The 22,626-nt window shown below is 43.4% G+C and carries 15 protein-coding genes, 2 tRNA genes and 1 pseudogene; 12 read left to right on the top strand and 6 right to left on the bottom strand.

The features are described 5' to 3' along the window. Positions 1-7: 7 nt before the first annotated feature. The 3 genes from GD630_RS12450 to trpS all read right to left on the bottom strand — a co-directional run bounded on the left by GD630_RS12450 (position 8) and on the right by trpS (position 2,729). A complete protein-coding gene (locus GD630_RS12450) occupies positions 8-709 on the bottom strand; it encodes a hypothetical protein (protein ID WP_143868411.1) in 702 nt (233 codons plus the stop codon). 118 nt (positions 710-827) lie between these two features. After that, a complete protein-coding gene (locus GD630_RS12445) occupies positions 828-1,436 on the bottom strand; it encodes a TetR/AcrR family transcriptional regulator (RefSeq protein WP_143868410.1) in 609 nt (202 codons plus the stop codon). A gap of 198 nt (positions 1,437-1,634) precedes the next feature. Continuing rightward, positions 1,635-2,729 carry a tryptophan--tRNA ligase gene (gene trpS, locus GD630_RS12440; RefSeq protein ID WP_143868408.1) on the bottom strand — a complete coding sequence of 365 codons (1,095 nt, stop codon included), beginning with the start codon at positions 2,727-2,729 and terminating at the stop codon, positions 1,635-1,637. Between the two features lie 347 nt (positions 2,730-3,076). Here trpS and carB point away from each other — a divergent pair, with 347 nt between their 5' ends. From carB to GD630_RS12380, 12 genes and pseudogenes are all read left to right on the top strand, one after another. After that, the gene (gene carB / locus GD630_RS12435; RefSeq protein WP_007749503.1) at positions 3,077-6,298 is read left to right on the top strand and encodes a carbamoyl-phosphate synthase (glutamine-hydrolyzing) large subunit; all 3,222 of its coding nucleotides are present in this window, start codon (positions 3,077-3,079) and stop codon (positions 6,296-6,298) included. Positions 6,299-6,389: 91 nt separating this feature from the next. After that, positions 6,390-7,163: a peroxide stress protein YaaA gene (gene yaaA, locus GD630_RS12430; protein ID WP_143868406.1), complete on the top strand. Its 774-nt coding sequence runs from the start codon at positions 6,390-6,392 to the stop codon at positions 7,161-7,163. A gap of 3 nt (positions 7,164-7,166) precedes the next feature. Continuing rightward, positions 7,167-7,718: a sugar O-acetyltransferase gene (locus GD630_RS12425; RefSeq protein WP_143868404.1), complete on the top strand. Its 552-nt coding sequence runs from the start codon at positions 7,167-7,169 to the stop codon at positions 7,716-7,718. 160 nt (positions 7,719-7,878) lie between these two features. Continuing rightward, positions 7,879-7,953: transfer RNA gene (locus GD630_RS12420), tRNA-Val, on the top strand. A 35-nt stretch (positions 7,954-7,988) separates the two neighbouring features. Further along, positions 7,989-8,063 (top strand) — tRNA-Val (locus tag GD630_RS12415). Between the two features lie 141 nt (positions 8,064-8,204). Continuing rightward, complete coding sequence (gene purB, locus GD630_RS12410) at positions 8,205-9,551, top strand: adenylosuccinate lyase (RefSeq protein ID WP_007749493.1); 1,347 nt, start codon at positions 8,205-8,207, stop codon at positions 9,549-9,551. A gap of 73 nt (positions 9,552-9,624) precedes the next feature. Continuing rightward, entirely contained in the window at positions 9,625-11,088 is a 1,464-nt protein-coding gene (locus GD630_RS12405; protein WP_143868402.1) for a pseudouridine synthase, read from the top strand. Positions 11,089-11,113: 25 nt separating this feature from the next. After that, the gene (gene asnS, locus GD630_RS12400; RefSeq protein ID WP_007764306.1) at positions 11,114-12,517 is read left to right on the top strand and encodes an asparagine--tRNA ligase; all 1,404 of its coding nucleotides are present in this window, start codon (positions 11,114-11,116) and stop codon (positions 12,515-12,517) included. 139 nt (positions 12,518-12,656) lie between these two features. Further along, positions 12,657-13,148: a DUF4488 domain-containing protein gene (locus tag GD630_RS12395; protein WP_143868400.1), complete on the top strand. Its 492-nt coding sequence runs from the start codon at positions 12,657-12,659 to the stop codon at positions 13,146-13,148. Positions 13,149-13,226: 78 nt separating this feature from the next. Continuing rightward, a complete protein-coding gene (locus GD630_RS12390; RefSeq protein WP_007764308.1) occupies positions 13,227-13,610 on the top strand; it encodes an L-rhamnose mutarotase in 384 nt (127 codons plus the stop codon). Positions 13,611-13,914: 304 nt separating this feature from the next. Further along, a pseudogene (locus GD630_RS12385) lies at positions 13,915-14,088 on the top strand (DUF4962 domain-containing protein); the annotation flags it as partial. A 164-nt stretch (positions 14,089-14,252) separates the two neighbouring features. Further along, positions 14,253-15,449, top strand: coding sequence for a glycoside hydrolase family 88 protein (locus tag GD630_RS12380; RefSeq protein WP_143868427.1), 1,197 nt, complete (start codon positions 14,253-14,255; stop codon positions 15,447-15,449). A 238-nt stretch (positions 15,450-15,687) separates the two neighbouring features. Here the strand turns inward: GD630_RS12380 and GD630_RS12375 are convergent, their stop codons facing one another. The 3 genes from GD630_RS12375 to GD630_RS12365 form a co-directional block, all read right to left on the bottom strand. Further along, the gene (locus GD630_RS12375; RefSeq protein ID WP_143868397.1) at positions 15,688-19,803 is read right to left on the bottom strand and encodes a hybrid sensor histidine kinase/response regulator transcription factor; all 4,116 of its coding nucleotides are present in this window, start codon (positions 19,801-19,803) and stop codon (positions 15,688-15,690) included. Positions 19,804-19,939: 136 nt separating this feature from the next. Further along, positions 19,940-21,184, bottom strand: a complete 1,245-nt coding sequence (locus tag GD630_RS12370) for a glycoside hydrolase family 88 protein (protein WP_143868395.1) — start codon at positions 21,182-21,184, stop codon at positions 19,940-19,942. A gap of 25 nt (positions 21,185-21,209) precedes the next feature. Then, positions 21,210-22,625 carry a sulfatase family protein gene (locus tag GD630_RS12365; protein ID WP_143868393.1) on the bottom strand — a complete coding sequence of 472 codons (1,416 nt, stop codon included), beginning with the start codon at positions 22,623-22,625 and terminating at the stop codon, positions 21,210-21,212. Between the last annotated feature and the right edge of the window lies 1 nt (position 22,626).

The following is a 22,626-nucleotide window of genomic DNA, read 5'->3' as shown; positions in this document are numbered from 1 at the left end:
TTTTCTTTTAGTCGAATATCGGAAGTGAAACTTTTAGGTTCGGATACAGGTCGCCTAGTTGTTTCAAAAAATCATTTGCTATGATAATGGCTTCTATTGTCTCTTGGGGATTCGTTGGTATTTCTGCAATATTTGTAAAAATCAAGCAAGAGTAGATGATGAGTTCGACAGGTTTGTCATCAGTCTGTAGTGATAACTTATAGGCTTTTATGTTATTTCCACGAGCTTGAGCCTGTGCCTGTACCGAACCGGTCAGTGGAAGTTTGGTAAGTCTGGAATTCTCAAGACGTGCTGCATCGAAGATAAAGTGCCGATCGATCTCACCGTCCGTATCTGTGTCGAATAAATGTAAGTTTTTTCCGCTTAGTACGAGATATTTAGGTGTTTGCACTGTGGTGAAACGTACTGCTCCCAAAGTTGCCATTCCTTTTAATTTATCTTTTACTCCGTCTTTGAGGGCAGAAGCTACCCCATATTCATTGCTGGCATAGTTGAAAGCATCAATCTTTTCCTGTTCCATCGCTTTCTTTAAGAAAGGTAGTTCGGAAGTCAGGAAGTGGTTTTTATACTTCTCGGCATTTGCAAATTCTGCTTTGAAATCAGTGTTGCTGACAATTTGAGCTTGTTGTGAGTTCTTGTTCTTTATATAGAACCAATACCCTAAATATAGGGCGATAAAAACGATGGGAATGAGTGTGTAAATTGGCATAATTTATCTTTTTAAGTTATTGACTTAGGCGCAAATATATAAAAAAGTTAAGCAAAAACCATACAATTGTTTGGTTTTTGCTTAACTTTCTGTCAATGTACACTTTATCAGTGGCTTATCATTTCAGTAATGAGTAAATATAACGGAAATTTTCAGCAAGAAGATCGACATCCAATCCGTTTAAGAATGATTGCTCATAAGACAGACCGAAATACATTTGACGGAACATGGTTGCCGCCTTCTTCACATCTGTATCAGGACGTATTTCTCCACTATCTTTTGCTTGTTGTATAATGGTAGTCCACAAATGATAATCTTGTTCATAAAACTTGGGTATCTGTTTCCGGATATTGGGATAGTACATCCTGACCTGTGTGAAGAAGTGAAAATAGTAAAAGTTGGGACAAGAATCATAAGGATTGTCACCGTCATCTATTAATTCCACCAATCGCTTCATGGTAGCGGTTACACCTTTCAAATACAGTTCGATAAAATCTTTTAAGGTACATTCTTTTACATCGAACTTATTATTCGGATGATGGATTTGAAATACAAATTTGTCCACTACTGCTACAAATAAATCTAATTTGTATGGAAAGTAGTGGATGATGCCTGCTCTTGATAGTCCGCAGGCTTTCGCAATCTCTGTAAAGCTGGCTTTCTCGTAGTTCATTTTGACAAATACCTTAAAGGCCTTTTCCAGCACTTCTTCCCGATTGGTAATCATACTTCTTGCAGGTTTTACGTTTTTATTACGAAGATACAGAATTTTTCAAATTGCTTCTTACTTTTATTGGATAGAGTTTATAAATTAATGGATTTATCTAGCTTTTCATAGAAACAAAAAGTCCGGGCAAGTGGACCCGGACTTTTTTAGTTGTAGGAGAGTTTTATTATTCATTATGACACACTCTCTGATAATCTCTTATTCCTGAGAGAAGCGTTTTACCTGTTCTTCGATCAGTTCTTTATCATCGAAGTAATTGATCTTCATTGCTTTCTTTACATCAGCCAATGTCTCGGCTGCGGTAGCTCTTGCCACTTCACATCCTTTTTGGAGCATTTCGTAGACAGCGGGAATATCTTTGCTGAATTCTTTGCGGCGATTGCGAATCGGTTCAAGTATTTCTTGCATAATAGAGTTCAGGAAACGTTTCACTTTTACGTCGCCCAGTCCGCCGCGTTGATAATGTGCTTTCAATTCTGCCAGATTCGGATAATCCGGTAAGTAGCGTTCGAAATGTTCGGGGAGGCAGAAAGCGTCAAGGTAAGTGAATACGGTGTTACCTTCAATCTTTCCCGGGTCTTGTACACGGAGATGTCCCGGATCGGTATACATACTCATAATCTTCTTCTGGATTTCTTCCGGTTCTTCCGAAAGGTAGATGCAGTTTCCGAGTGATTTACTCATTTTAGCTTTACCGTCAGTTCCCGGAAGACGCAGGCAGGCTGCATTGTCCGGCAACAGGATTTCCGGTTCTACCAATGTCTCACCATATATATAGTTGAAACGGCGAACGATTTCACGAGCCTGTTCGAGCATCGGTTCCTGGTCTTCACCCACAGGGACAGTTGTTGCACGGAATGCTGTGATGTCCGCTGCCTGGCTGATAGGATAAGTGAAGAAACCTACAGGAATACTTGCTTCAAAGTTACGCATCTGGATTTCCGATTTCACAGTCGGGTTACGTTGCAGTCGGGATACGCTTACAAGGTCCATATAATAGAAACTAAGTTCGCACAGTTCCGGTATTTGCGACTGAATAAAGATGGTCGCTTTGGAAGGATCGATTCCGCAAGCCAGATAGTCGAGGGCAACCTCAATAACATTCTGACGTACTTTCTCCGGATTGTCTATATTGTCAGTCAATGCCTGCGAATCGGCAATGAAGATAAACATCTTGCTATAATCACCCGCGTCTTGTAACTCCACTCTGCGTTTCAACGAACCTACATAGTGACCGATATGAAGTCTTCCGGTAGGACGGTCGCCCGTCAATATTATTTTTTCTTTTCCCATTGTTATTACCTTATTAATATCTATTTAGCGACAAAGATACGGATAAAAACTGAAAGATGTATCAAAATGGGAGCACTTCACTGTAAAAAAGTAGACGTTTCTTTTTGCCATTTGCAAAATATGTCGTTACTTTGCAAAAATTTTGGAACCGACAATGAATCAACAGGAAATCAGAAGTAAGTATTATCTACATTCGGATGTTTTGCACCCGGAAACGGCAGGCTTCTTCTTTTTTCTCCAAAAACGATATTTTAGTTCTTTGGTAATGCGTTAATCCTTTTTTGAGGGTAACGCATTTTTTTTATGGACGAACTTAGAAATAACAACTTATTATAACAACAAAAGAAATGGAAAAGGAAATCAAGAAAGTTCTCGTTTTGGGTTCTGGAGCACTCAAAATCGGACAAGCCGGAGAGTTCGACTACTCAGGCTCACAAGCACTGAAAGCTTTGAAAGAAGAAGGTATCAGCTCAGTATTGGTAAACCCGAACATCGCAACCATTCAGACTTCTGAAGGCATTGCCGATAAAGTGTATTTCCTTCCCGTAACTACTTATTTCGTAGAAGAAATTATCAAGAAGGAACGTCCGGACGGTATTCTGTTGGCATTTGGCGGACAGACCGCATTGAACTGCGGGGCAGAACTCTATACACAGGGTATTCTTGATAAATATGGAGTAAAAGTGCTTGGTACGTCTGTTGAGGCTATCATGTATACTGAAGACCGCGATCTGTTCGTGAAGAAGCTCGATGAAATCAGTATGAAAACTCCTGTCAGCCAAGCTGTAGAAAGTATGGAAGACGCGATTGCTGCTGCCCGTAAGATTGGCTATCCGGTTATGGTGCGCTCGGCTTATGCGCTGGGAGGTCTTGGTAGCGGTATTTGCGCTAATGAGGAAGAATTCCTTAAGCTGGCTGAAAGTTCATTTGCGTTCTCTAAACAAATTCTTGTTGAAGAGTCTTTGAAGGGCTGGAAAGAAATAGAGTTTGAGGTAATCCGTGACGCTAATGACCACTGTTTTACAGTAGCGAGCATGGAAAACTTCGACCCTCTGGGCATTCATACCGGTGAGTCTATCGTTGTTGCTCCGACTTGCTCACTGGACGACAAGGAACTGAAAATGTTGCAGGAGCTTTCTACAAAATGTATCCGCCATTTAGGTATCGTAGGTGAATGTAATATTCAATATGCTTTCAACTCTGATACGGATGATTACCGTGTGATTGAAGTAAACGCTCGTTTGAGCCGTTCTTCCGCTTTGGCTTCTAAGGCTACCGGTTATCCGTTGGCATTTGTCGCAGCCAAGATTGCTTTGGGTTACTCGCTCGACCAGATTGGTGAGATGGGAACTCCTAACTCTGCATATGTTGCTCCTCAGCTTGACTATTATATCTGTAAGATCCCTCGTTGGGACTTGACGAAGTTTGCCGGTGTATCTCGTGAAATCGGTTCGAGCATGAAGTCGGTAGGTGAGATCATGTCTATCGGTCGTTCTTTCGAAGAAATCATTCAGAAAGGTCTTCGTATGATTGGACAGGGTATGCATGGTTTCGTAGGTAATGACGAACTCCATTTCGACGATCTCGATAAGGAACTTTCACGTCCGACCGACTTGCGTATCTTCTCCATTGCGCAGGCTATGGAAGAAGGATACACTATCGAACGTATCCATGATCTGACAAAGATTGATCCTTGGTTCCTCGGCAAACTAAAAAATATTGTTGATTATAAAGCTAAGTTATCTACTTATAATAAGGTAGAAGATATTCCGGCTGATGTAATGCGTGAAGCAAAGATTTTAGGTTTCTCTGACTTCCAGATCGCACGTTTTGTTCTGAATCCGACAGGAAATATGGAGAAAGAAAACTTGGCGGTACGTGCTCATCGTAAATCTATGGGTATCCTTCCGGCTGTAAAACGTATCAATACAGTTGCTTCCGAACATCCGGAACTGACCAACTATCTGTATATGACATATGCAGTGGAAGGTTATGATGTAAACTATTATAAGAACGAAAAATCAGTAGTCGTGTTGGGATCGGGTGCTTATCGCATCGGTAGCTCGGTTGAGTTTGACTGGTGTTCGGTGAATGCAGTTCAGACCGCTCGTAAGCTGGGCTATAAATCAATTATGATTAACTACAACCCGGAAACAGTTTCTACAGACTATGATATGTGCGACCGTCTGTACTTCGATGAACTTTCTTTTGAACGTGTGCTCGACGTAATCGATCTTGAACAGCCTCGCGGCGTGATTGTTTCCGTAGGTGGACAGATTCCGAACAACCTGGCCATGAAACTTTACCGTCAGTCGGTTCCTGTATTGGGTACTTCTCCAATCTCGATCGACCGCGCCGAGAATCGTAACAAATTCTCCGCTATGCTTGATCAACTGGGTATCGACCAGCCGGCTTGGCAAGAGCTGACGAGCCTTGAGGATGTCAAAGGATTCGTAGAAAAAGTAGGCTATCCGGTATTGGTTCGTCCTTCTTACGTGCTTTCGGGAGCTGCAATGAATGTTTGCTACGATGACGAGGAACTGGAGAATTTCTTGAAGATGGCTGCCGAAGTTTCTAAAGAATATCCGGTGGTTGTTTCTCAATTCCTTGAAAATACAAAAGAGATTGAGTTTGACGCGGTTGCCCAGAACGGTGAAGTAGTAGAGTACGCAATCTCCGAACATGTGGAATTTGCAGGCGTTCACTCCGGTGACGCTACACTGGTGTTCCCGGCTCAGAAGATTTATTTTGCAACAGCACGTCGTATCAAGAAGATCAGCCGTCAGATTGCCAAAGAACTCAATATCTCCGGCCCGTTCAATATTCAGTTCTTGGCCCGTAACAATGAGGTGAAAGTAATCGAGTGTAACTTGCGTGCTTCTCGTAGCTTCCCGTTTGTTTCTAAGGTACTGAAACGTAACTTCATTGAAACGGCTACCCGCATCATGCTGGATGCTCCGTACTCACGTCCGGATAAATCTGCATTCGATATCGATTGGATTGGTGTAAAAGCATCTCAGTTCTCTTTCTCCCGTTTGCACAAGGCTGACCCGGTATTGGGTGTGGATATGTCTTCTACGGGTGAAGTGGGATGTATCGGTGATGATTTCTCTGAAGCATTGTTGAATGCAATGATTGCTACCGGCTTCAAGATTCCTGAAAAAGCAGTGATGTTCTCTTCCGGTGCTATGAAGTCAAAGGTTGATTTGCTGGATGCCAGCCGTATGTTATTCGCTAAGGGATATCAGATCTACGCTACTGCCGGAACCGCAGCCTTCCTGAATGCTCATGGTGTGGATACTACTCCGGTTTATTGGCCGGATGAAAAACCGGGTGCGGAAAATAACGTGATGAAGATGATTGCCGATCACAAGTTTGATTTGATCGTCAACATTCCGAAGAATCATAGTAAACGTGAATTGACAAATGGTTACCGTATCCGTCGTGGCGCTATTGACCATAACATCCCGTTGATTACAAACGCTCGTCTGGCAAGTGCCTTTATCGAAGCATTCTGTGACTTGAAATTGAATGATATTCAGATTAAGAGCTGGCAAGAATACAAATAAAAACTGCTTGAGCGGTATGGTATATTAAACTAAGTAAGACTCCCTCTTTGGCTTGTTCAAGGAGGGAGTTGTAGATAAAATAGGATTCATCATGTTAGTACTTCTATCCTGCGCCAAGACTATGAGTGAGACTTCAAAGATGAAAGCTCCTTTGAACACAGTTCCGCGTTTTCAAAAAGAAGCGTCCGAGATAGCTTTGCAGATGTCGCAGTTCTCAGTGGACGAGTTGGAACGTCTGTTGCGTGTAAACGCAAAGATAGCTGTGGAGAATTATAGGCGTTATCAGGTTTTTCATGCGGAAGGCACTCCGGAACTTCCGGCCTTGTTGGCTTACACCGGAATTGTGTTCAAGCGTTTGAATGCGAAAGATTTCTCCAAAGAAGAATTTGAATATGCACAGGAACATCTACGGTTGACTTCATTCTGTTACGGCTTGTTGAGGCCGCTGGATATTATCCGTTCTTATCGGTTGGAGGGGGATGTCGTGTTGCCGGAATTGGGGAATCAGACTATGTTCTCTTATTGGCAGTCCCGTCTGACGGATATATTCATAGAAGATATAAAGAACGCGGGTGGTATACTCTGCAATTTGGCAAGTGATGAGATGAAAAGCCTGTTCGACTGGAAGCGGGTAGAAAAAGAAGTACGTGTCATTACTCCGGAGTTTCAGGTGTGGAAAAACGGGAAGTGGGCTTCGGTTGTTATCTATATAAAGATGTCGCGTGGTGAAATGACACGTTTCGTTCTAAAGAATAAAATAGAAAATCCGGAAGAACTGAAACATTTCTCTTGGGAAGGATTCGAGTTTAATGAGTCTCTTTCGGATGAGAAAAAGTTTGTGTTTACTAATGGTAAAGAAATATAATGTATGACAGAAGTAGAAAAAATGCGTAGCAGCCGGTTGGCCGATATGGCTGTGCCGGAAATACAAGAACGTTTTGCGCATGCCAAAGCACTGCTGGCTCGTATGGGAGGAATGAGTACATACGAAGACGGATACAGAAAGCTATTGGAAGAATTAGTGCCCGGGATACCTGAGACATCGATTATCTGTCCGCCTTTCCATTGTGATCATGGAGATGGAATCAAACTGGGCGAGCACGTTTTTGTCAATGCCAATTGTACATTCCTGGATGGCGGATATATCACGATTGGCGCTCATACGTTGATTGGCCCCTGTGTACAGATTTACACTCCGCATCATCCGATGGATTATCTGGAAAGGAGAGGCTCTAAGGAATACGCTTATCCGGTGACGATTGGTGAAGATTGCTGGATTGGCGGTGGAGCTATCATCTGTCCCGGTGTGACGATTGGCAGTCGCTGTGTGATAGGGGCGGGTAGTGTCGTCACAAAAGATATACCCGACGATTGTGTTGCAGTCGGGAATCCGGCACGTATAATTCGGAAACAAGCGTAACCGTCAGGAAAAATTGCATGAAAAAAATCTCCTTTATTATTTGCTGATAATCAGTAGCTTCGTTTGCCGGATAAAAATTTTCTTGAAAAATATTATTAGAAATGTTTGGAGGTTTCAAAAAAAGCCGTACCTTTGCATCGCTTTTGAAACGGAAGTGTACGGGCGTTTAGCTCAGCTGGTTCAGAGCATCTGCCTTACAAGCAGAGGGTCGGCGGTTCGAATCCGTCAACGCCCACACGAAAAAACGAAACACTTCCGGCTCATTAACAAGGGCGTTTAGCTCAGCTGGTTCAGAGCATCTGCCTTACAAGCAGAGGGTCGGCGGTTCGAATCCGTCAACGCCCACACAAAACAGAAGTCTTGCGAAGAAATTCGTGAGACTTTTTTTATTTCTTACCGCTTTTATACAAACTTTCTTTATCCTTTTGCCTTATAACTCAGGAAAAAGAGTTAATTTTGCGCTCTGATAATTATCTAAGAAAACGTATGGAACTTGATGTATTGACGGCCATATCCCCGATTGATGGTCGATATAGAGGCAAAACGAAAGCTTTGGCAGCTTATTTCTCTGAATTTGCACTGATCAAATACCGTGTACAGGTAGAGGTGGAATACTTTATCACCTTGTGCGAACTTCCCTTGCCGCAATTAAAAGGAATCGATAGTAGCGTGTTTGAAACTTTACGGAATATCTACCGTAACTTCTCAGAAGCGGATGCACAGCGCATTAAAGATATCGAGAGTGTGACTAACCACGACGTGAAAGCAGTAGAATACTTCCTGAAAGAAGAATTTGACAAGATGGGTGGGATGGATGACTATAAGGAATTCATCCATTTCGGACTGACTTCTCAGGATATCAACAATACGTCTGTTCCTCTTTCTATCAAAGAAGCATTGGAACAGGTCTACTATCCGTTGATTGAAGAACTGATTGCACAATTGAAAACATACGCAACGGACTGGGCAAATATCCCTATGCTTGCCAAAACTCACGGTCAACCGGCTTCTCCCACCCGCTTGGGTAAAGAAGTGATGGTATTCGTTTACCGTCTGGAACGTCAGTTGGCAACGTTGAAAGCCAGTCCGATTACTGCCAAGTTCGGTGGCGCTACCGGAAATTACAATGCACATCATGTCGCATATCCCCAGTACGACTGGAAACAATTCGGCAACAGATTTGTTGCAGAGAAGTTGGGGTTGGAGCGCGAAGAGTATACAACGCAGATTTCGAACTATGATAACCTTTCTGCTGTTTTTGATGCAATGAAGCGTATCAATACCATTATGGTGGATATGAACCGTGACTTCTGGCAGTATATTTCTATGGAGTACTTCAAGCAGAAGATCAAAGCCGGAGAAGTTGGTTCGAGCGCTATGCCGCATAAGGTCAACCCGATTGACTTCGAAAATGCGGAGGGTAATCTGGGTATTGCGACTTCCATTCTGGAACATTTGGCCGTGAAACTCCCTGTTTCCCGTTTGCAGCGTGACTTGACAGATTCAACGGTGCTGCGTAATGTGGGTGTGCCTTTCGGTCACATTGTGATTGCCATCCAAAGTTCTTTGAAGGGATTGCGCAAACTGTTGCTGAACGAGCCGGCTATCTATCGTGACTTGGATAACTGTTGGAGTGTAGTGGCAGAAGCTATTCAGACAATTCTGCGCCGTGAGGCTTATCCGCATCCGTATGAAGCTTTGAAAGCTTTGACCCGGACCAACCAAGCTATTACAGAAAGTTCTATTAAAGAGTTTATCGAAGAATTGAATGTAAGCGAAGATATTAAAAAAGAGTTAAGAGCAATCACTCCCCATACTTATACGGGGCTTTAATTGTTTACTAATATAATAAACGTGTTTTTAAATAGGCCGTGAGGCCAAAGTCTAATTTTATTCGAATAAAAAAATGAGCACAGAAAACGAAGAATGGCGCGAAAATTCTTTCAATGAAGAGAATGCAGGTGCCGGCCGTGATGGTAACAGGTCTTACAACAGAGAAGGTGGCGACCGTCCGTATCGTCCTTCTTACAATCGTGAAGGAGGGGATCGTCCGTATCGCCCGAGATTTAATGCCAACAATGAAGGAGGCGAACGTCCGCAACGTTCATACGGCGACCGTCCTCAACGTCCTCGCTTCAATAGCGAAGGTGGTTCTTACAGTGACCGTCCTCAGCGTCCCCGCTTCAATAGCGAAGGAGGTTCATACGGTGATCGTCCTCAACGTCCCCGTTTCAATAGTGAAGGTGGTTCATACGGTGACCGTCCTCAACGTCCCCGTTTCAATAGCGAAGGTGGTGACCGTCCTTACCGTCCTCGTTTCAATAACGGTGAAGGTGGCGACCGTCCTCAGCGTCCTTACAATCGTGAAGGTGGTGATCGCCCGTATCGTCCCCGTTTCAATAACGGTGAAGGTGGCGACCGTCCTCAGCGTCCTTACAACCGTGAAGGTGGTGACCGTCCGTATCGTCCCCGTTTCAATGGCGGTGAAGGTGGCGGCTATCGCAGCAACAATGGCGGAGGTTACCGTCCGAGATTCAACAACGACCGTCAAGGAGGATACCGTCCTCGTCCGCGTACCGCTGATTATGATCCGAATGCTAAGTACAGCGTGAAGAAACAGATTGAGTACAAGGAACAGTTTGTTGACCCGAACGAACCGATTCGTCTGAATAAGTTCTTGGCAAATGCCGGTGTTTGTTCACGCCGTGAGGCTGATGAATTTATTACGGCGGGTGTGGTTTCTGTAAACGGTGAGGTAGTAACTGAATTGGGTACAAAGATCAAACGCTCGGATGTGGTTAAGTTCCACGAAGAACCGGTTAGTATTGAACGCAAAGTATACGTGTTGCTGAATAAGCCGAAAGATACGGTTACTACATCAGATGATCCGCAGGAACGCCGTACAGTAATGGATTTGGTAAAAGGCGCTTGCAACGAACGTATCTACCCGGTAGGACGTCTTGACCGTAACACCACCGGGGTACTGTTACTGACGAATGACGGTGATCTGGCTTCCAAGTTGACACACCCGAAATTCCTGAAGAAGAAGATTTATCATGTTCATCTGGACAAGAACCTGACGAAAGCGGATATGGATCAGATTGCAGCCGGTATCCAGTTGGAAGACGGCGAGATTCATGCAGACGCTATCAGCTATACAGATGACTTTAAAAAAGACCAGGTAGGTATCGAAATCCACTCCGGCAAGAACCGTATCGTTCGCCGTATTTTCGAATCACTGGGTTATAAAGTAGTGAAACTCGACCGTGTATTCTTCGCCGGGCTGACTAAAAAAGGTCTGCGACGCGGAGACTGGCGTTACCTGACGGAAGCAGAAGTAAACTACCTCCGTATGGGTTCGTTTGAATAAGAACGTTAATAAAAGAATAAGTTAAATGGAAAAGATTGGTAGAACAAAAATTGTTGATCTGTTGAAGCGCACGGATATTGGCGCTATGGTCAATGTGAAAGGATGGGTTCGCACCCGCAGAGGTAGCAAACAAGTAAACTTTATCGCACTGAATGACGGTTCTACAATAAATAATTTGCAGGTCGTAGTAGACTTGGCTAATTTCGACGAAGAGATGTTGAAGCAGATCACCACCGGTGCTTGTATCAGCGTGAACGGGGAAATGGTAGAATCAGTAGGTTCCGGCCAGAAGGTGGAAGTGCAGGCTCGCGAAATCGAAGTGCTGGGTACTTGCGACAATACATATCCATTGCAGAAGAAAGGTCATTCCATGGAATTCCTGCGTGAGATAGCTCATTTGCGTCCGCGTACCAATACATTTGGTGCTGTGTTCCGCATCCGCCACAATATGGCGATCGCTATTCATAAATTCTTCCATGAAAAAGGATTCTTCTATTTCCATACACCGATCATTACGGCTTCTGACTGCGAAGGTGCCGGACAGATGTTCCAGGTGACCACCATGAACTTGTATGACTTGAAGAAAAACGAAGAAGGCTCTATCATTTATGATGACGATTTCTTTGGCAAACAGGCAAGTCTGACAGTCTCCGGTCAGTTGGAAGGTGAGTTGGCTGCTACGGCTTTGGGATCTATTTACACATTCGGTCCCACGTTCCGTGCCGAAAACTCCAATACTCCCCGTCACTTGGCAGAGTTCTGGATGATTGAACCGGAAGTTGCTTTCAACGACATTACAGATAATATGGACTTGGCTGAAGAGTTCATCAAGTACTGTGTGAAATGGGCGTTGGATAACTGTGCGGATGATGTGAAGTTCCTGAACGATATGTTCGACAAGGGCTTGATTGAGCGTCTGCAAGGTGTATTGAAAGATGATTTTGTTCGTCTGCCCTATACAGACGGTATCAAGATTCTGGAAGATGCCGTAGCGAAAGGTCATAAGTTCGAGTTCCCCGTTTACTGGGGTGTGGACTTGGCTTCCGAGCACGAACGCTACTTGGTGGAAGATCACTTCAAACGTCCGGTCATTCTGACTGACTATCCGAAGGAAATCAAAGCCTTCTATATGAAGCAGAACGAGGATGGCAAGACGGTACGTGCGATGGATGTTCTTTTCCCGAAGATCGGTGAAATTATCGGCGGTTCCGAACGTGAATCGGACTACAACAAGCTGATGACCCGTATCGAAGAACTTCACATTCCGATGAAGGATATGTGGTGGTATCTGGATACGCGTAAGTTCGGTACCTGTCCTCATTCCGGTTTCGGACTAGGTTTTGAACGCCTGTTGCTCTTTGTAACGGGTATGTCCAACATCCGTGACGTGATACCGTTCCCGCGTACACCGCGAAATGCTGATTTCTAATATTTCGGTATATTTATGTAAAACTCGCATAATCTTCTGGTTATGCGAGTTTTTTTATGCGCTTTCTGTTTCTTTTCTCAAAATAAATCTTTATATTTGGACATACGCATTCGAGAGTGTTAACTAAAATAATACTATCATGAAAAAGCTCTATTTCTTTACCATGCTTTCAATAATGTTGTTGGCGGTAACAGGTGCGATGGCCCAGAAGAAAACAAAATTCCAATTGGCCGATTTGAAAGGTATTTGGCAGCTTTGCCATTATGTGTCCGAATCTCCTGATGTTCCAGGAGCCTTAAAGCCTAGTAACACGTTCAAGGTTCTGAGCGATGACGGACGAATCGTGAACTTCACGATTATTCCCGGTTCCGATGCTATCATCACGGGATATGGAACGTGGAAGCAACTGACGGATGATTCTTATAAAGAGAGTATCGAGAAGAATATTCATCTTCCGATGTTGGACAATCAGGATAATATTCTGCAATTCGAAATCAAGGATAAGGATTACTTGCATCTGAAATACTTTATCAAGAACGATTTGAATGGAAACGAACTCAATGCCTGGTATTATGAGACTTGGAAGAGACTGGGAATGCCGGCCAAGTTCCCGGAAGACATCGTGAGATAGATAGTCTAGTCTGTTTAGCTATAAAAAGAACATATATCCAACTAATTAAAATATAATTGAATTAAGGAACACTAGAAAATGAAAGAAAATGGTTATGTAGTACAGGAATATAAAGTTCCGGTGAAAAGGTACTGCCAGACAATGGATTTGAAAGACAACCCCGAATTGATAGCAGAATATGTAAAGCGTCATAGTGAAGCAGAGGCGTGGCCGGAAATCCGGGATGGAATCCGTGAAGTGGGTATTCTGGAAATGGAAATTTATATATTGGGGACCCGTCTGTTCATGATAGTCGAGACACCACTTGATTTTGATTGGGAGACTGCGATGGCGCGTCTCGCCACCCTGCCTCGTCAGGCTGAATGGGAAGCCTATATGTCTATATTCCAACAGGCGGATGCAACAGCGACTTCTGCAGAGAAATGGCAACTGATGGATCGTATGTTCTATTTATATAAATAAAATACATTCCGCTAAAGTGAACTGCGTACATTATCCGTGAAAGGATATATGTACGCAATTTTTATATATAGGCGTTAATGCCAATTTGCAATGGCGATAGCTTCCTGTCTGAGATGAGATTGTAAATAATAGTACAGATACACAAAATCAAAACTTCTTTGGACGATATTAATACCTGTTGATAAGGAATCAATACTGAAAAAATAGATATATAAAGTCCGTCTTTCCGATAATCCCTACTTTTGTCACAAGTAAAGTATCGATTAATTTTAATAGTATGAATCCTGGAAATACGACAGTCGTTTCCAAATCTGTCCCCTGGTGTATGTTCAACCCTCATCAGATATTGAGCAGCGGAGCCTGGTATTGGCGTTTTCGTTCGGTAAGTAAGTCCGGTGAGAATATGGCGTGGAGTCCTACTTATTCTTTCACGATAACGGATGATATCCCCCGGTTTGTAACTCCCTCTTTCGAGGTAGTCTGAAAGAAGATAGTCGAAAGGGATTGGTTGCTGCATAGTCTTGTAACGTTTTCTATTGATGAACAGACCTGTAAGCCCGTTACCCGGAACGAAGAGAAACAGTTTACTTCCGGGAGCAATTGATAAGAATACATTTAATCACTAAAGCTATTAATATGAAAATGAAAAGAAAGTTGTACGTAGCGGTTTGGGGAATGAGTCTGCTGACCGTTTGCAGCACCCCCAAGACGGGGGCGCCGGAATGGTTTGAGAATGCGGTAAAAACATCCGATCATCAGTTGCTCTATATGGCTGAACAATTGAAAGATGTACCGGATACAGCCTGTTTCCCGCGCTCAACCAAAGTGGACGGAAGCTACCGTTTGGAAAATGCGAAAGACTGGACAAGCGGATTCTACCCCGGCTCCATGTGGTTGGCTTACGAATTGTCGGGAGATGAGGCTTTGGCAAAAGAAGCCCGTCGGTACACCGACCGTCTGGAAGGTATTCAGTATTATACAGGTAACCATGACATTGGTTTTATGATGTATTGCAGTTATGGGAATGCTCTTCGTCTGAAACCGGAGCCGAAAGATAAAGAGATCCTGATTAATTCTTCGGAAAGTCTTTGCGCACGTTTCAGCCCCGAAATCGGTCTGATTCGTTCTTGGGATTTCGGTGATTGGAGTTATCCCGTCATCATTGATAATATGATGAATCTTGAAATACTTTTCTGGGCGTCCGAGCAAACCGGCAATTCCAAATATCGCGACATTGCCATTGCTCATGCCGACAAGACTTTAAAGAATCATTTTCGTGAGAATATGACTTCGTATCATGTGGTAAGTTATTCCGTTCCGAGCGGAAAGGTAGAGTCAAAGGGCACATTTCAAGGTTATGCCGATTCTTCCGCTTGGGCTCGCGGGCAGGCATGGGGAGTGTATGGCTATACCATGTGCTATCGCTTTACGAAAAATCCGGTTTATCTGGAGGCGGCACATAAGATTGCCCGCTTCATTATGGAGAACCGTCCTTCGGGAAATGATTATATTCCTTATTGGGATTATGATGCGCCCGATATTTCGAATGCTCCCCGTGACGCTTCTGCAGCGGCGGTTACGGCTTCCGCATTGCTCGAGTTATATGCTTATACGGAAGACCAGAGCCTAAGTGATGCCTATATTGAATATGCGGAGAATATATTGAAACAGTTATCCTCCCCGGATTATCTGGCGAAGGAGAATGAGAATAAGGGATTTATCCTGATGCATTCTGTAGGCAGTTTCCCGCATGACAGTGAGGTGAATGTCCCGTTGAACTATGCCGACTATTATTATTTGGAAGCAATGAAGCGGTATAAAGACTTGAAGAATTTTTAGTTAGACTACCAGTTTTAAGGTTTCCCGGTGCGAAGACCAAGGCCTTTCAGCGCACAAAATGGTGGACTTTTAGGGAGTCGGGAAGTCGTCCCATTAAGAGGCGATTACCTTTTTTAAGAGGGGATATGTATCCGGCTACATAAAAGAATGATGAATAGCTACCATACTGATTATTATAAATACAATTATTGCGAATATAATAATTGTATTTATAATAATACTGCATCCTGTCCAAATCCTATTGCTCCATATTCTTCCCCTGATTCTTGACATACTCCGACGGCAGGCAACCTACATACTTCTTGAAACTCGTTGAAAAATAGGACGGTGAACTGAAACCAATCTTACTGCTGATCTCAGAGATTGAATACCGTCCCTCAAGTAATAATTTGCAAGCTTTGTTGAGACGGATACGGCGGATAAAATTGGCGGGTGGCTCTCCCGATATGGAGTTCATTTTGAGATACAGTGAAGAACGGCTTATAAAGAGCTTTTCCGCCAAATCATCGGTAGTGAAACTCTCATCGTCGATATTCTCTTCTACAATCTGTATCGCTTTGCTCATAAACTCCTCGTCCAACGTATTGGAGGTCATTTTGGCCGTGTCAATATCAATTGTATTTGAATAATAATATCTTAATCGTTGCTTTGATTTCAGAATATTACGGATTTTACCTTTCAGTAGATTCATAGAGAACGGTTTGGGGATATAATCGTCCGCCCCAATTTGGATACCGGCAGTCTGTGCTTCTATACTTCCCTTGGCCGACAATAGGATAACGGGGATATGACAGGTCTGCATATTCTTTTTTATCAGTTCACATAGCTTTATACCATCGATACCCGGCATCATCACATCCGAGAGTACTATATCTACTTTTTGAGTTTTCAAAATAGCTAGTGCTTCTTCACCGTTTCCGGCTGTCAGAGTGATATATTTTGATTTGAAATTACCTTTAAGATAATCTACCATTTCTTTATTGTCATCTACCAAAAGAATGGTTTCCGTCATGCCTTCCAATTCGCTATCATCTTCTTCCAGAGCTACGTCTTCCATTATCTGTGGGTGGAGCTGTTCATTATTCATCAGGGTATCCTTAGCCAGGGAGTTGGTTTGCTGGATGAGTGATTTTTCATCATTCTCATCTACTATTTCTTCGGGAGTGAACACTTTTAATTCTACGGGTAACAGGATACGGAATTCCGTTCCCTGTTGCGGTTCACTGCTGACGGAAATCGTGCCGTGATGTTTCTCAACTAGACATTTCACTAAAGAAAGTCCGATACCGCTACCTTTCTGCTGATCGTCCACCTGGTAGAAGCGCTCAAAAATACGGGATAGCTTTGCAGGGGGGATACCGACACCATTATCCTTAACGCTGATTTGGAAGAATTTCCCGGCTCTGTTTAGAGAGAGGATGATAGTTCCACCGTCCGGCGTAAATTTGAAAGCATTGGAAAGCAGGTTAGTCAGCATCATTTCGAGATATGTCCGGTCTATCGGATACTGGCTACCTTTCAATTCCGACTGTAACTGATAAGTCATATTTCTCTTTTGCGCATTCTCTTTAAACATTGTGAATACGTTGTTCGCCAGTTCGTCCACATTGCTTATTGTCACGTGAATAGGCATAGCTCCTGATTCTGCTTTGCGGAAATCCAGAAGTTGATTAACGAGATGTAATAGTTTACGTCCGTTCTTGTAAACATAGGACAGTTTCTGTTGTACCTGTATCTCGAATTTACTCTTGTCTTCCACTAGTTCTTCCAATGGAGCCAGTATCAAACTCAACGGAGTGCGTAACTCATGCGACATATTGATATAGAAACGCACTTTCTCCTGACTGACTTCTTCAATCTTCTGACGTTCCAGATGCTCTATCTGGAGTTGCATTTTCATTTTCGCACGGGCAATGAAGAAATAAACCACTAATACCAGTATGCTTAGTGTAAATAAGACAAAGATCGTCTTGGCCCACCAAGTCTGATACCACATGGGTGTGATATGTACAAAGAATTCAGCAGGAGTTTCGTTCCATCGGCCATTATTATTGCAGGCTTTTACTTTGAATGTATATTTGCCCGGGGGGAGATTGGAATAATTAGCTCCCCGCATAGAGATCGCCTGTGTCGAATATATCCAGTCGTCATCAAATCCTTCCAGTTTGTAGGCAAATAGGTTTCGCCGCCCGGAAAGATAATTGATTACAGAGAACCGGATACTGAAGAATTTCATACTTGAAGGGAAAGTCATACCTAACAGACGGCCATTTTCTGCCTGAAAAACACTGGCTGCACCATCTTTTATCAGCATGATGGGCTGATTCATGATGGTAGCACCTGTAATGACGGCATTAGGCGAGAATGGGTTATCCACGAATTCGTACGGATTAAAATAAGTGATCCCTTTTAAGCTGCCTAAATAGAACATGCCATCTTTAGTCTTACAGGCTCCATAAGTGTTGAACTGTTCGTGACTCAATCCGTCTTGTTTGGTATAATTAAGAAATGTTTTTTCGGAAGGATTGAAACAGGATAACCCACGGTTAGTTGTTATCCAAAGACGTCCTTTACCATCTTCCAGAATTCCATGAATAAAGTTGTTCGGCAGTCCTTCACTGGTTGTGTAGCGTACCAGATGTTCGGGGTCTCCACCGGGATATTGATATAGCCCGACTGATGAACCGACCCATATATCGTGGTTACTGTCTTCCTGGATATAAAAAGCTTGTATGAGGGATGGTGAATGGGAAGTATAGTCCTTCCGTTCTTCCAGTTTGCCGTTGCTATATACATATAGGCTTTCTTCCGTTCCGATCCAAATACGGTCTTTGGAATCACGATAAAGAACAGATATGAGGATTGTGTTCAGCTGGGGATATTTTTGTGCTAATGGATGGAGGGATAACTGATGTGTTTTCTTATTGAACTGATACAAGCCGATAATAGAACCTACCCAAAGCGTTCCATTTTTTCCATCCAACAAGGAATAACAACTGTTGCTTACAGAAATAGCTTCCGGAAGAACGTAGTTTTCAATCTGCCTGTTGTGTCTGGATAAGTAACTTAGTCCACCGCCGTGGCTTCCGATATAGATGCCTTCCGTGTCGGGGAGTACACATTTTATATTGTTAGATTGCAATGCGTGAGGATTATTCCGGTTTGCGGAATATGCGGTGAAGTAATTCCGTTTCCTGTCGTACTCATTCAATCCGCCATCATTAGTACCTATCCAAAGATTCCCGGTATAAGGGTCTTCTACGATGCAGCTGACAGTGTTGTCGCTGATTGAATTATGATAATCCGAGTGTGACATTGTGTTGAATGACGGAGCCATGGAATGATAGTAGTTAAGTCCGCCGTAGAAAGTCCCTATCCAGATTCCGCCTTGATTATCTTTCAGAATAGAGCGGACGGAATTATGCCCCAGTGAGTTTTCGTCTTCGTAAGAGAATGAATACTTTTCTATACTGTCTGTTTCCGGTTCGAGGATAAACAGCGCATCTATGGTACCAATCCAAATTCTACTTTGATCATCTTGTGTCAGTGTTCGTACTGCATTGGAAGTCAGTCCGGAGTCTTTGTCTTTATTGTGATAGTGTTTCTTAATTTGAAATTTATCATCCGTGCAATATATCCCATTACTTAGAGAACCTAGCCAGCAGACACGCTTGCGTGGGTCATAAATAATGGAAGAGATTATTTCTTTCTTGAGCTCGGGCAATAATTGGGTGACATTTTGATTCTGGATTTGATAAAAGTAAACTCCTGAAGAAGTTCCCAATATCATATCATCATTCATTCTACAGATAGAATAAATAGTTTTGCCTTGCAAATGGGAATGGAAATCCATGTGTCCGGTCTTCTTGTCAAAAATGACGAGCCCGTTGTTAGTGCCCAGCAGTAGCTGATTCTTTTCGTTAAGATCGACAATGGTAAGTATTTGTATTGGTAATCCGCCGGGAAGTGAATAGTTGGTAAAGTTGTTTCCGACGATATTATAACGGGATAATCCGGTTAATGTTCCTACCCATACTGTGCCTTCTTTGTCTGTACATAATGAGTAAACATGGTTGTTTGAAAGGCTTGTACTATCATTTAAGTCTTTATAGAAAGAAGAGAAACGATAACCATCATACCAACATAGGCCGTCAAAAGTTCCTGCCCATATTTTTCCATTATGATCTTGTGTCAGCGCAAGAACCGTATTTTGTGGCAAGCCATTTTCTACGGATAATCGCTTGAAATGAATGTGGCTGTATCTGTCCGCTGCTTGTAGATGACACACGGATATGGTTAAGAAGCAAAGAAAAAGGCAAAAAATAAAGCCTGTTTGCAGATATCGGTTTCTCATGAGTGCTGAATATATAAGTTTTGAATGTATATAGATTGATTAAAGATAGCGTAAAGATAACCATCTTTCTGTCAACCACAAAACGTGCCTTCAATTTTTATCATTCATTGGGAACGTCTGCAAACAGGCTTTCTATTTAGAATCTCATATCCTTATGGAAAGAACGATATGGATATAGATTCTGTCCGTTGAGCACTCGTAAGTATCTCAACATTCCTTCCATGAAATAGTAGTCCGCATAAGAGAGTCCTCCGTCAAGTTCACTGTTTCGCAGGAAATTTCCGGTAGCATGCATCAAGATGAAGTGCTTATGTGTTCCCGGTTTTGCCAGATAAGTGGGCGAAGCCAGGCTTTTCAGTTGTTTTTCTCCGGCAGCAAAATATGCTTTGCCTTGTACGGAATAGGTACTAAGTTCCATTAGTGCCGATGCCATGATTGCCGCCGCCGAAGCATCACGCATGGTTGAACGTTTGGGGTCGGAATAATCCCAGTAAGGAATCATATCTTCCGGCATGTTTGGATGACTTAATAGAAAGTCGGCTATCTGTTCGGCATGGCGCAGGTATTTCTTGTTGCCGGTTTCACGGTACATCATGGTATAACCGTATAGTCCCCACGATTGTCCGCGTGACCAGGTGGAACGGGTTGTATCATCTGATCCGTTGTTCCAGTCATATTTGCGCATAGCCCCTGTTTCCGGTTCATAATCTACTACGTGAGGACAGGACATATCCTTGCGGTAGTGATATTTCATCGTTTTATCTGCATGGGATATGGCAATGTGTCTAAGAGTGGTGTCGCCTGACATCTTATATGCTTCCATTAGCAGTTCCAGGTTAATCATATTGTCGATGATTACCGGAAATAGCCAGTCACGGCTTTCGTCCGGTTCCCATGACATGATGAGTCCCGTTTTGTATGAATAGCGTGAGGCCAGCGTTTTAGCTGAACGGAAGAGGATGTGGCGGTAGGCTTTGTCACCGGTAAGTAAATAACCGTTACCATAGCAGGAGTACATCTTAAAACCTATGTCGTGGTCAAAAGCATTGTTTTGTTCACCTTCCATCAGAGCTGTGGCTGCTTGGGCGCGTTTTTTCCATACCTCTTTATGGTTGTAGGTATAAAGATACCACAGTGTACCGGGAAAGAAGCCTGCCGTCCAGTCCGTTTGGGGCACCATGCCCCGTTGAATGGAACGTGGAAGTAGATTGTCTTTCATCACTTCTTTGTACATAGCTTCCGATTGTTTCTGGGCTACAGTGAAGGCATTGGCTACCCATGCAGGTATTTCTTTTACTTGTAGGGGATGTACCGACTGTGCTTGTATACCGGCCGGGTGACATAGCTGGATGAGGATCAATAATAGTATGATTTTCTTCATGATGCAATTGGTTGATATAGCTTGTCTATTCGATCATTAAATGTTTCATTTCTTCATCCATTTCCTTCTGAAACTCTTTGATTTTAGCCTGCATTTGCGCTGCTATTTCAGGATGTGCAGCAGCCAGGTCATTGCTTTCTCGAGGATCGGTATCCAAGTCAAAAAGGGCGAGACCGGTGTTACCGCCTGCTGCTATCTGTTCGCCGGGAAGTCCGTCTTTACCGGGAGTTTTCACGATACGATAGGTGTGCGGAGCTACACATTTCCATTTGCCGTCGCGCAAGGCTTCCACCACTCCGTTATATACAAAGTAGAAAGGCTGGTGTTCGTTTGCTTTTCCTGAAAGAATATCCCAGGCATCTTGTCCGTCAAACTTATTCATACGTGGCATTTGTGACTGTGTGAGGTTTACTAATGTAGGCGTGATGTCGAGTGCCGACAGGAACTGATCGTTCACTTTGCCTGCGGGTATTGCTCCCGGCATACGTACTATAAAGGGGACGCGCTGACCACCATCAAAGGTGGTACCTTTGCCCTCGCGCAAACCGCCGTTGCTTCCACCATGGTTTCCATAACTCAACCAGGGCCCGTTATCAGAGGTAAACATGACAATCGTGTTATCATCCAGTCCGTTGGCTTTCAGCGCTTTCATAATCTCTCCCACGCTCCAATCTATTTCCATTATTACATCGGCATAGAGGCCTTGTCCTGATTTTCCTTTGAATTTGTCAGACACTCCCAGCGGTACATGGGGCTGGGTATAGGGTAGATAGAGGAAGAAAGGTTCCTGCTTATGTTCGTTGATGAAGCGTACGGCACGGTCAGTCAGCCGAGTAGTCATTTGATTGACAGGGGCATTGTACTCCAATATGCGGTCATTATCATAAAAAGGTAATGCGGGGTAGGCATGGTCGGGTGCCGGATGATACGGCCACATATCGTTGGAGTAGGGGATACCGTAAAATTCGGTGAAACCGTGACGCAGTGGCAGGTATTCGGGTTGGTACCCCAAATGCCATTTGCCCACGATGGCAGTGGCGTAATCGTTTTGTTTCAGGTATTCGGCCAACGTTATTTCACTGCGCTTAAGCCCGTTTTCCGATTGGTCGTCTACTACACCGGGTACTCCTGTACGTTCGGCATAACGTCCGGTGAGTAATGCGGCACGTGAGGGAGTAGAAGCAGCGGCACCAGCGTAAAAATTTGTAAAGCGGGTGCCTTCGGCTGCTAATTGGTCAAGGTTGGGTGTTTGCAATTTTTCATTACCATAGCAGCGCATGTCGCCATAGCCTTGGTCATCTGTTAATAAGATGACTATATTGGGGCGTTGTTTATTAGTGTCACAGTTGGCGGCAGTTGCAGATGCTTCTGCCGACTTATTTCCCCCGGTACATGAAATGAGTCCGAGGGCTGTGATATAAAGAGTTGAGTACTTATTCATA

Source organism: Bacteroides zhangwenhongii (assembly GCF_009193325.2).
GTDB classification, from domain to species: Bacteria; Bacteroidota; Bacteroidia; order Bacteroidales; family Bacteroidaceae; genus Bacteroides; species Bacteroides zhangwenhongii.
The sequence above is the reverse complement of the archived record's forward strand: the minus strand, read 5'-3'. Positions and strand labels throughout refer to the sequence as shown.

Bases quoted from the DNA above. Each gene is read 5' to 3' on its own strand.
- GD630_RS12450 (WP_143868411.1), bottom strand. From the start codon at position 709: ATGCCAATTTACACACTCATTCCCATCGTTTTTATCGCCCTATATTTA.
- GD630_RS12445 (WP_143868410.1), bottom strand. From the start codon at position 1,436: ATGATTACCAATCGGGAAGAAGTGCTGGAAAAGGCCTTTAAGGTATTT.
- trpS (WP_143868408.1), bottom strand. From the start codon at position 2,729: ATGGGAAAAGAAAAAATAATATTGACGGGCGACCGTCCTACCGGAAGA.
- carB (WP_007749503.1), top strand. From the start codon at position 3,077: ATGGAAAAGGAAATCAAGAAAGTTCTCGTTTTGGGTTCTGGAGCACTC.
- yaaA (WP_143868406.1), top strand. From the start codon at position 6,390: ATGTTAGTACTTCTATCCTGCGCCAAGACTATGAGTGAGACTTCAAAG.
- GD630_RS12425 (WP_143868404.1), top strand. From the start codon at position 7,167: ATGACAGAAGTAGAAAAAATGCGTAGCAGCCGGTTGGCCGATATGGCT.
- purB (WP_007749493.1), top strand. From the start codon at position 8,205: ATGGAACTTGATGTATTGACGGCCATATCCCCGATTGATGGTCGATAT.
- GD630_RS12405 (WP_143868402.1), top strand. From the start codon at position 9,625: ATGAGCACAGAAAACGAAGAATGGCGCGAAAATTCTTTCAATGAAGAG.
- asnS (WP_007764306.1), top strand. From the start codon at position 11,114: ATGGAAAAGATTGGTAGAACAAAAATTGTTGATCTGTTGAAGCGCACG.
- GD630_RS12395 (WP_143868400.1), top strand. From the start codon at position 12,657: ATGAAAAAGCTCTATTTCTTTACCATGCTTTCAATAATGTTGTTGGCG.
- GD630_RS12390 (WP_007764308.1), top strand. From the start codon at position 13,227: ATGAAAGAAAATGGTTATGTAGTACAGGAATATAAAGTTCCGGTGAAA.
- GD630_RS12380 (WP_143868427.1), top strand. From the start codon at position 14,253: ATGAAAAGAAAGTTGTACGTAGCGGTTTGGGGAATGAGTCTGCTGACC.
- GD630_RS12375 (WP_143868397.1), bottom strand. From the start codon at position 19,803: ATGAGAAACCGATATCTGCAAACAGGCTTTATTTTTTGCCTTTTTCTT.
- GD630_RS12370 (WP_143868395.1), bottom strand. From the start codon at position 21,184: ATGAAGAAAATCATACTATTATTGATCCTCATCCAGCTATGTCACCCG.
- GD630_RS12365 (WP_143868393.1), bottom strand. From the start codon at position 22,625: ATGAATAAGTACTCAACTCTTTATATCACAGCCCTCGGACTCATTTCA.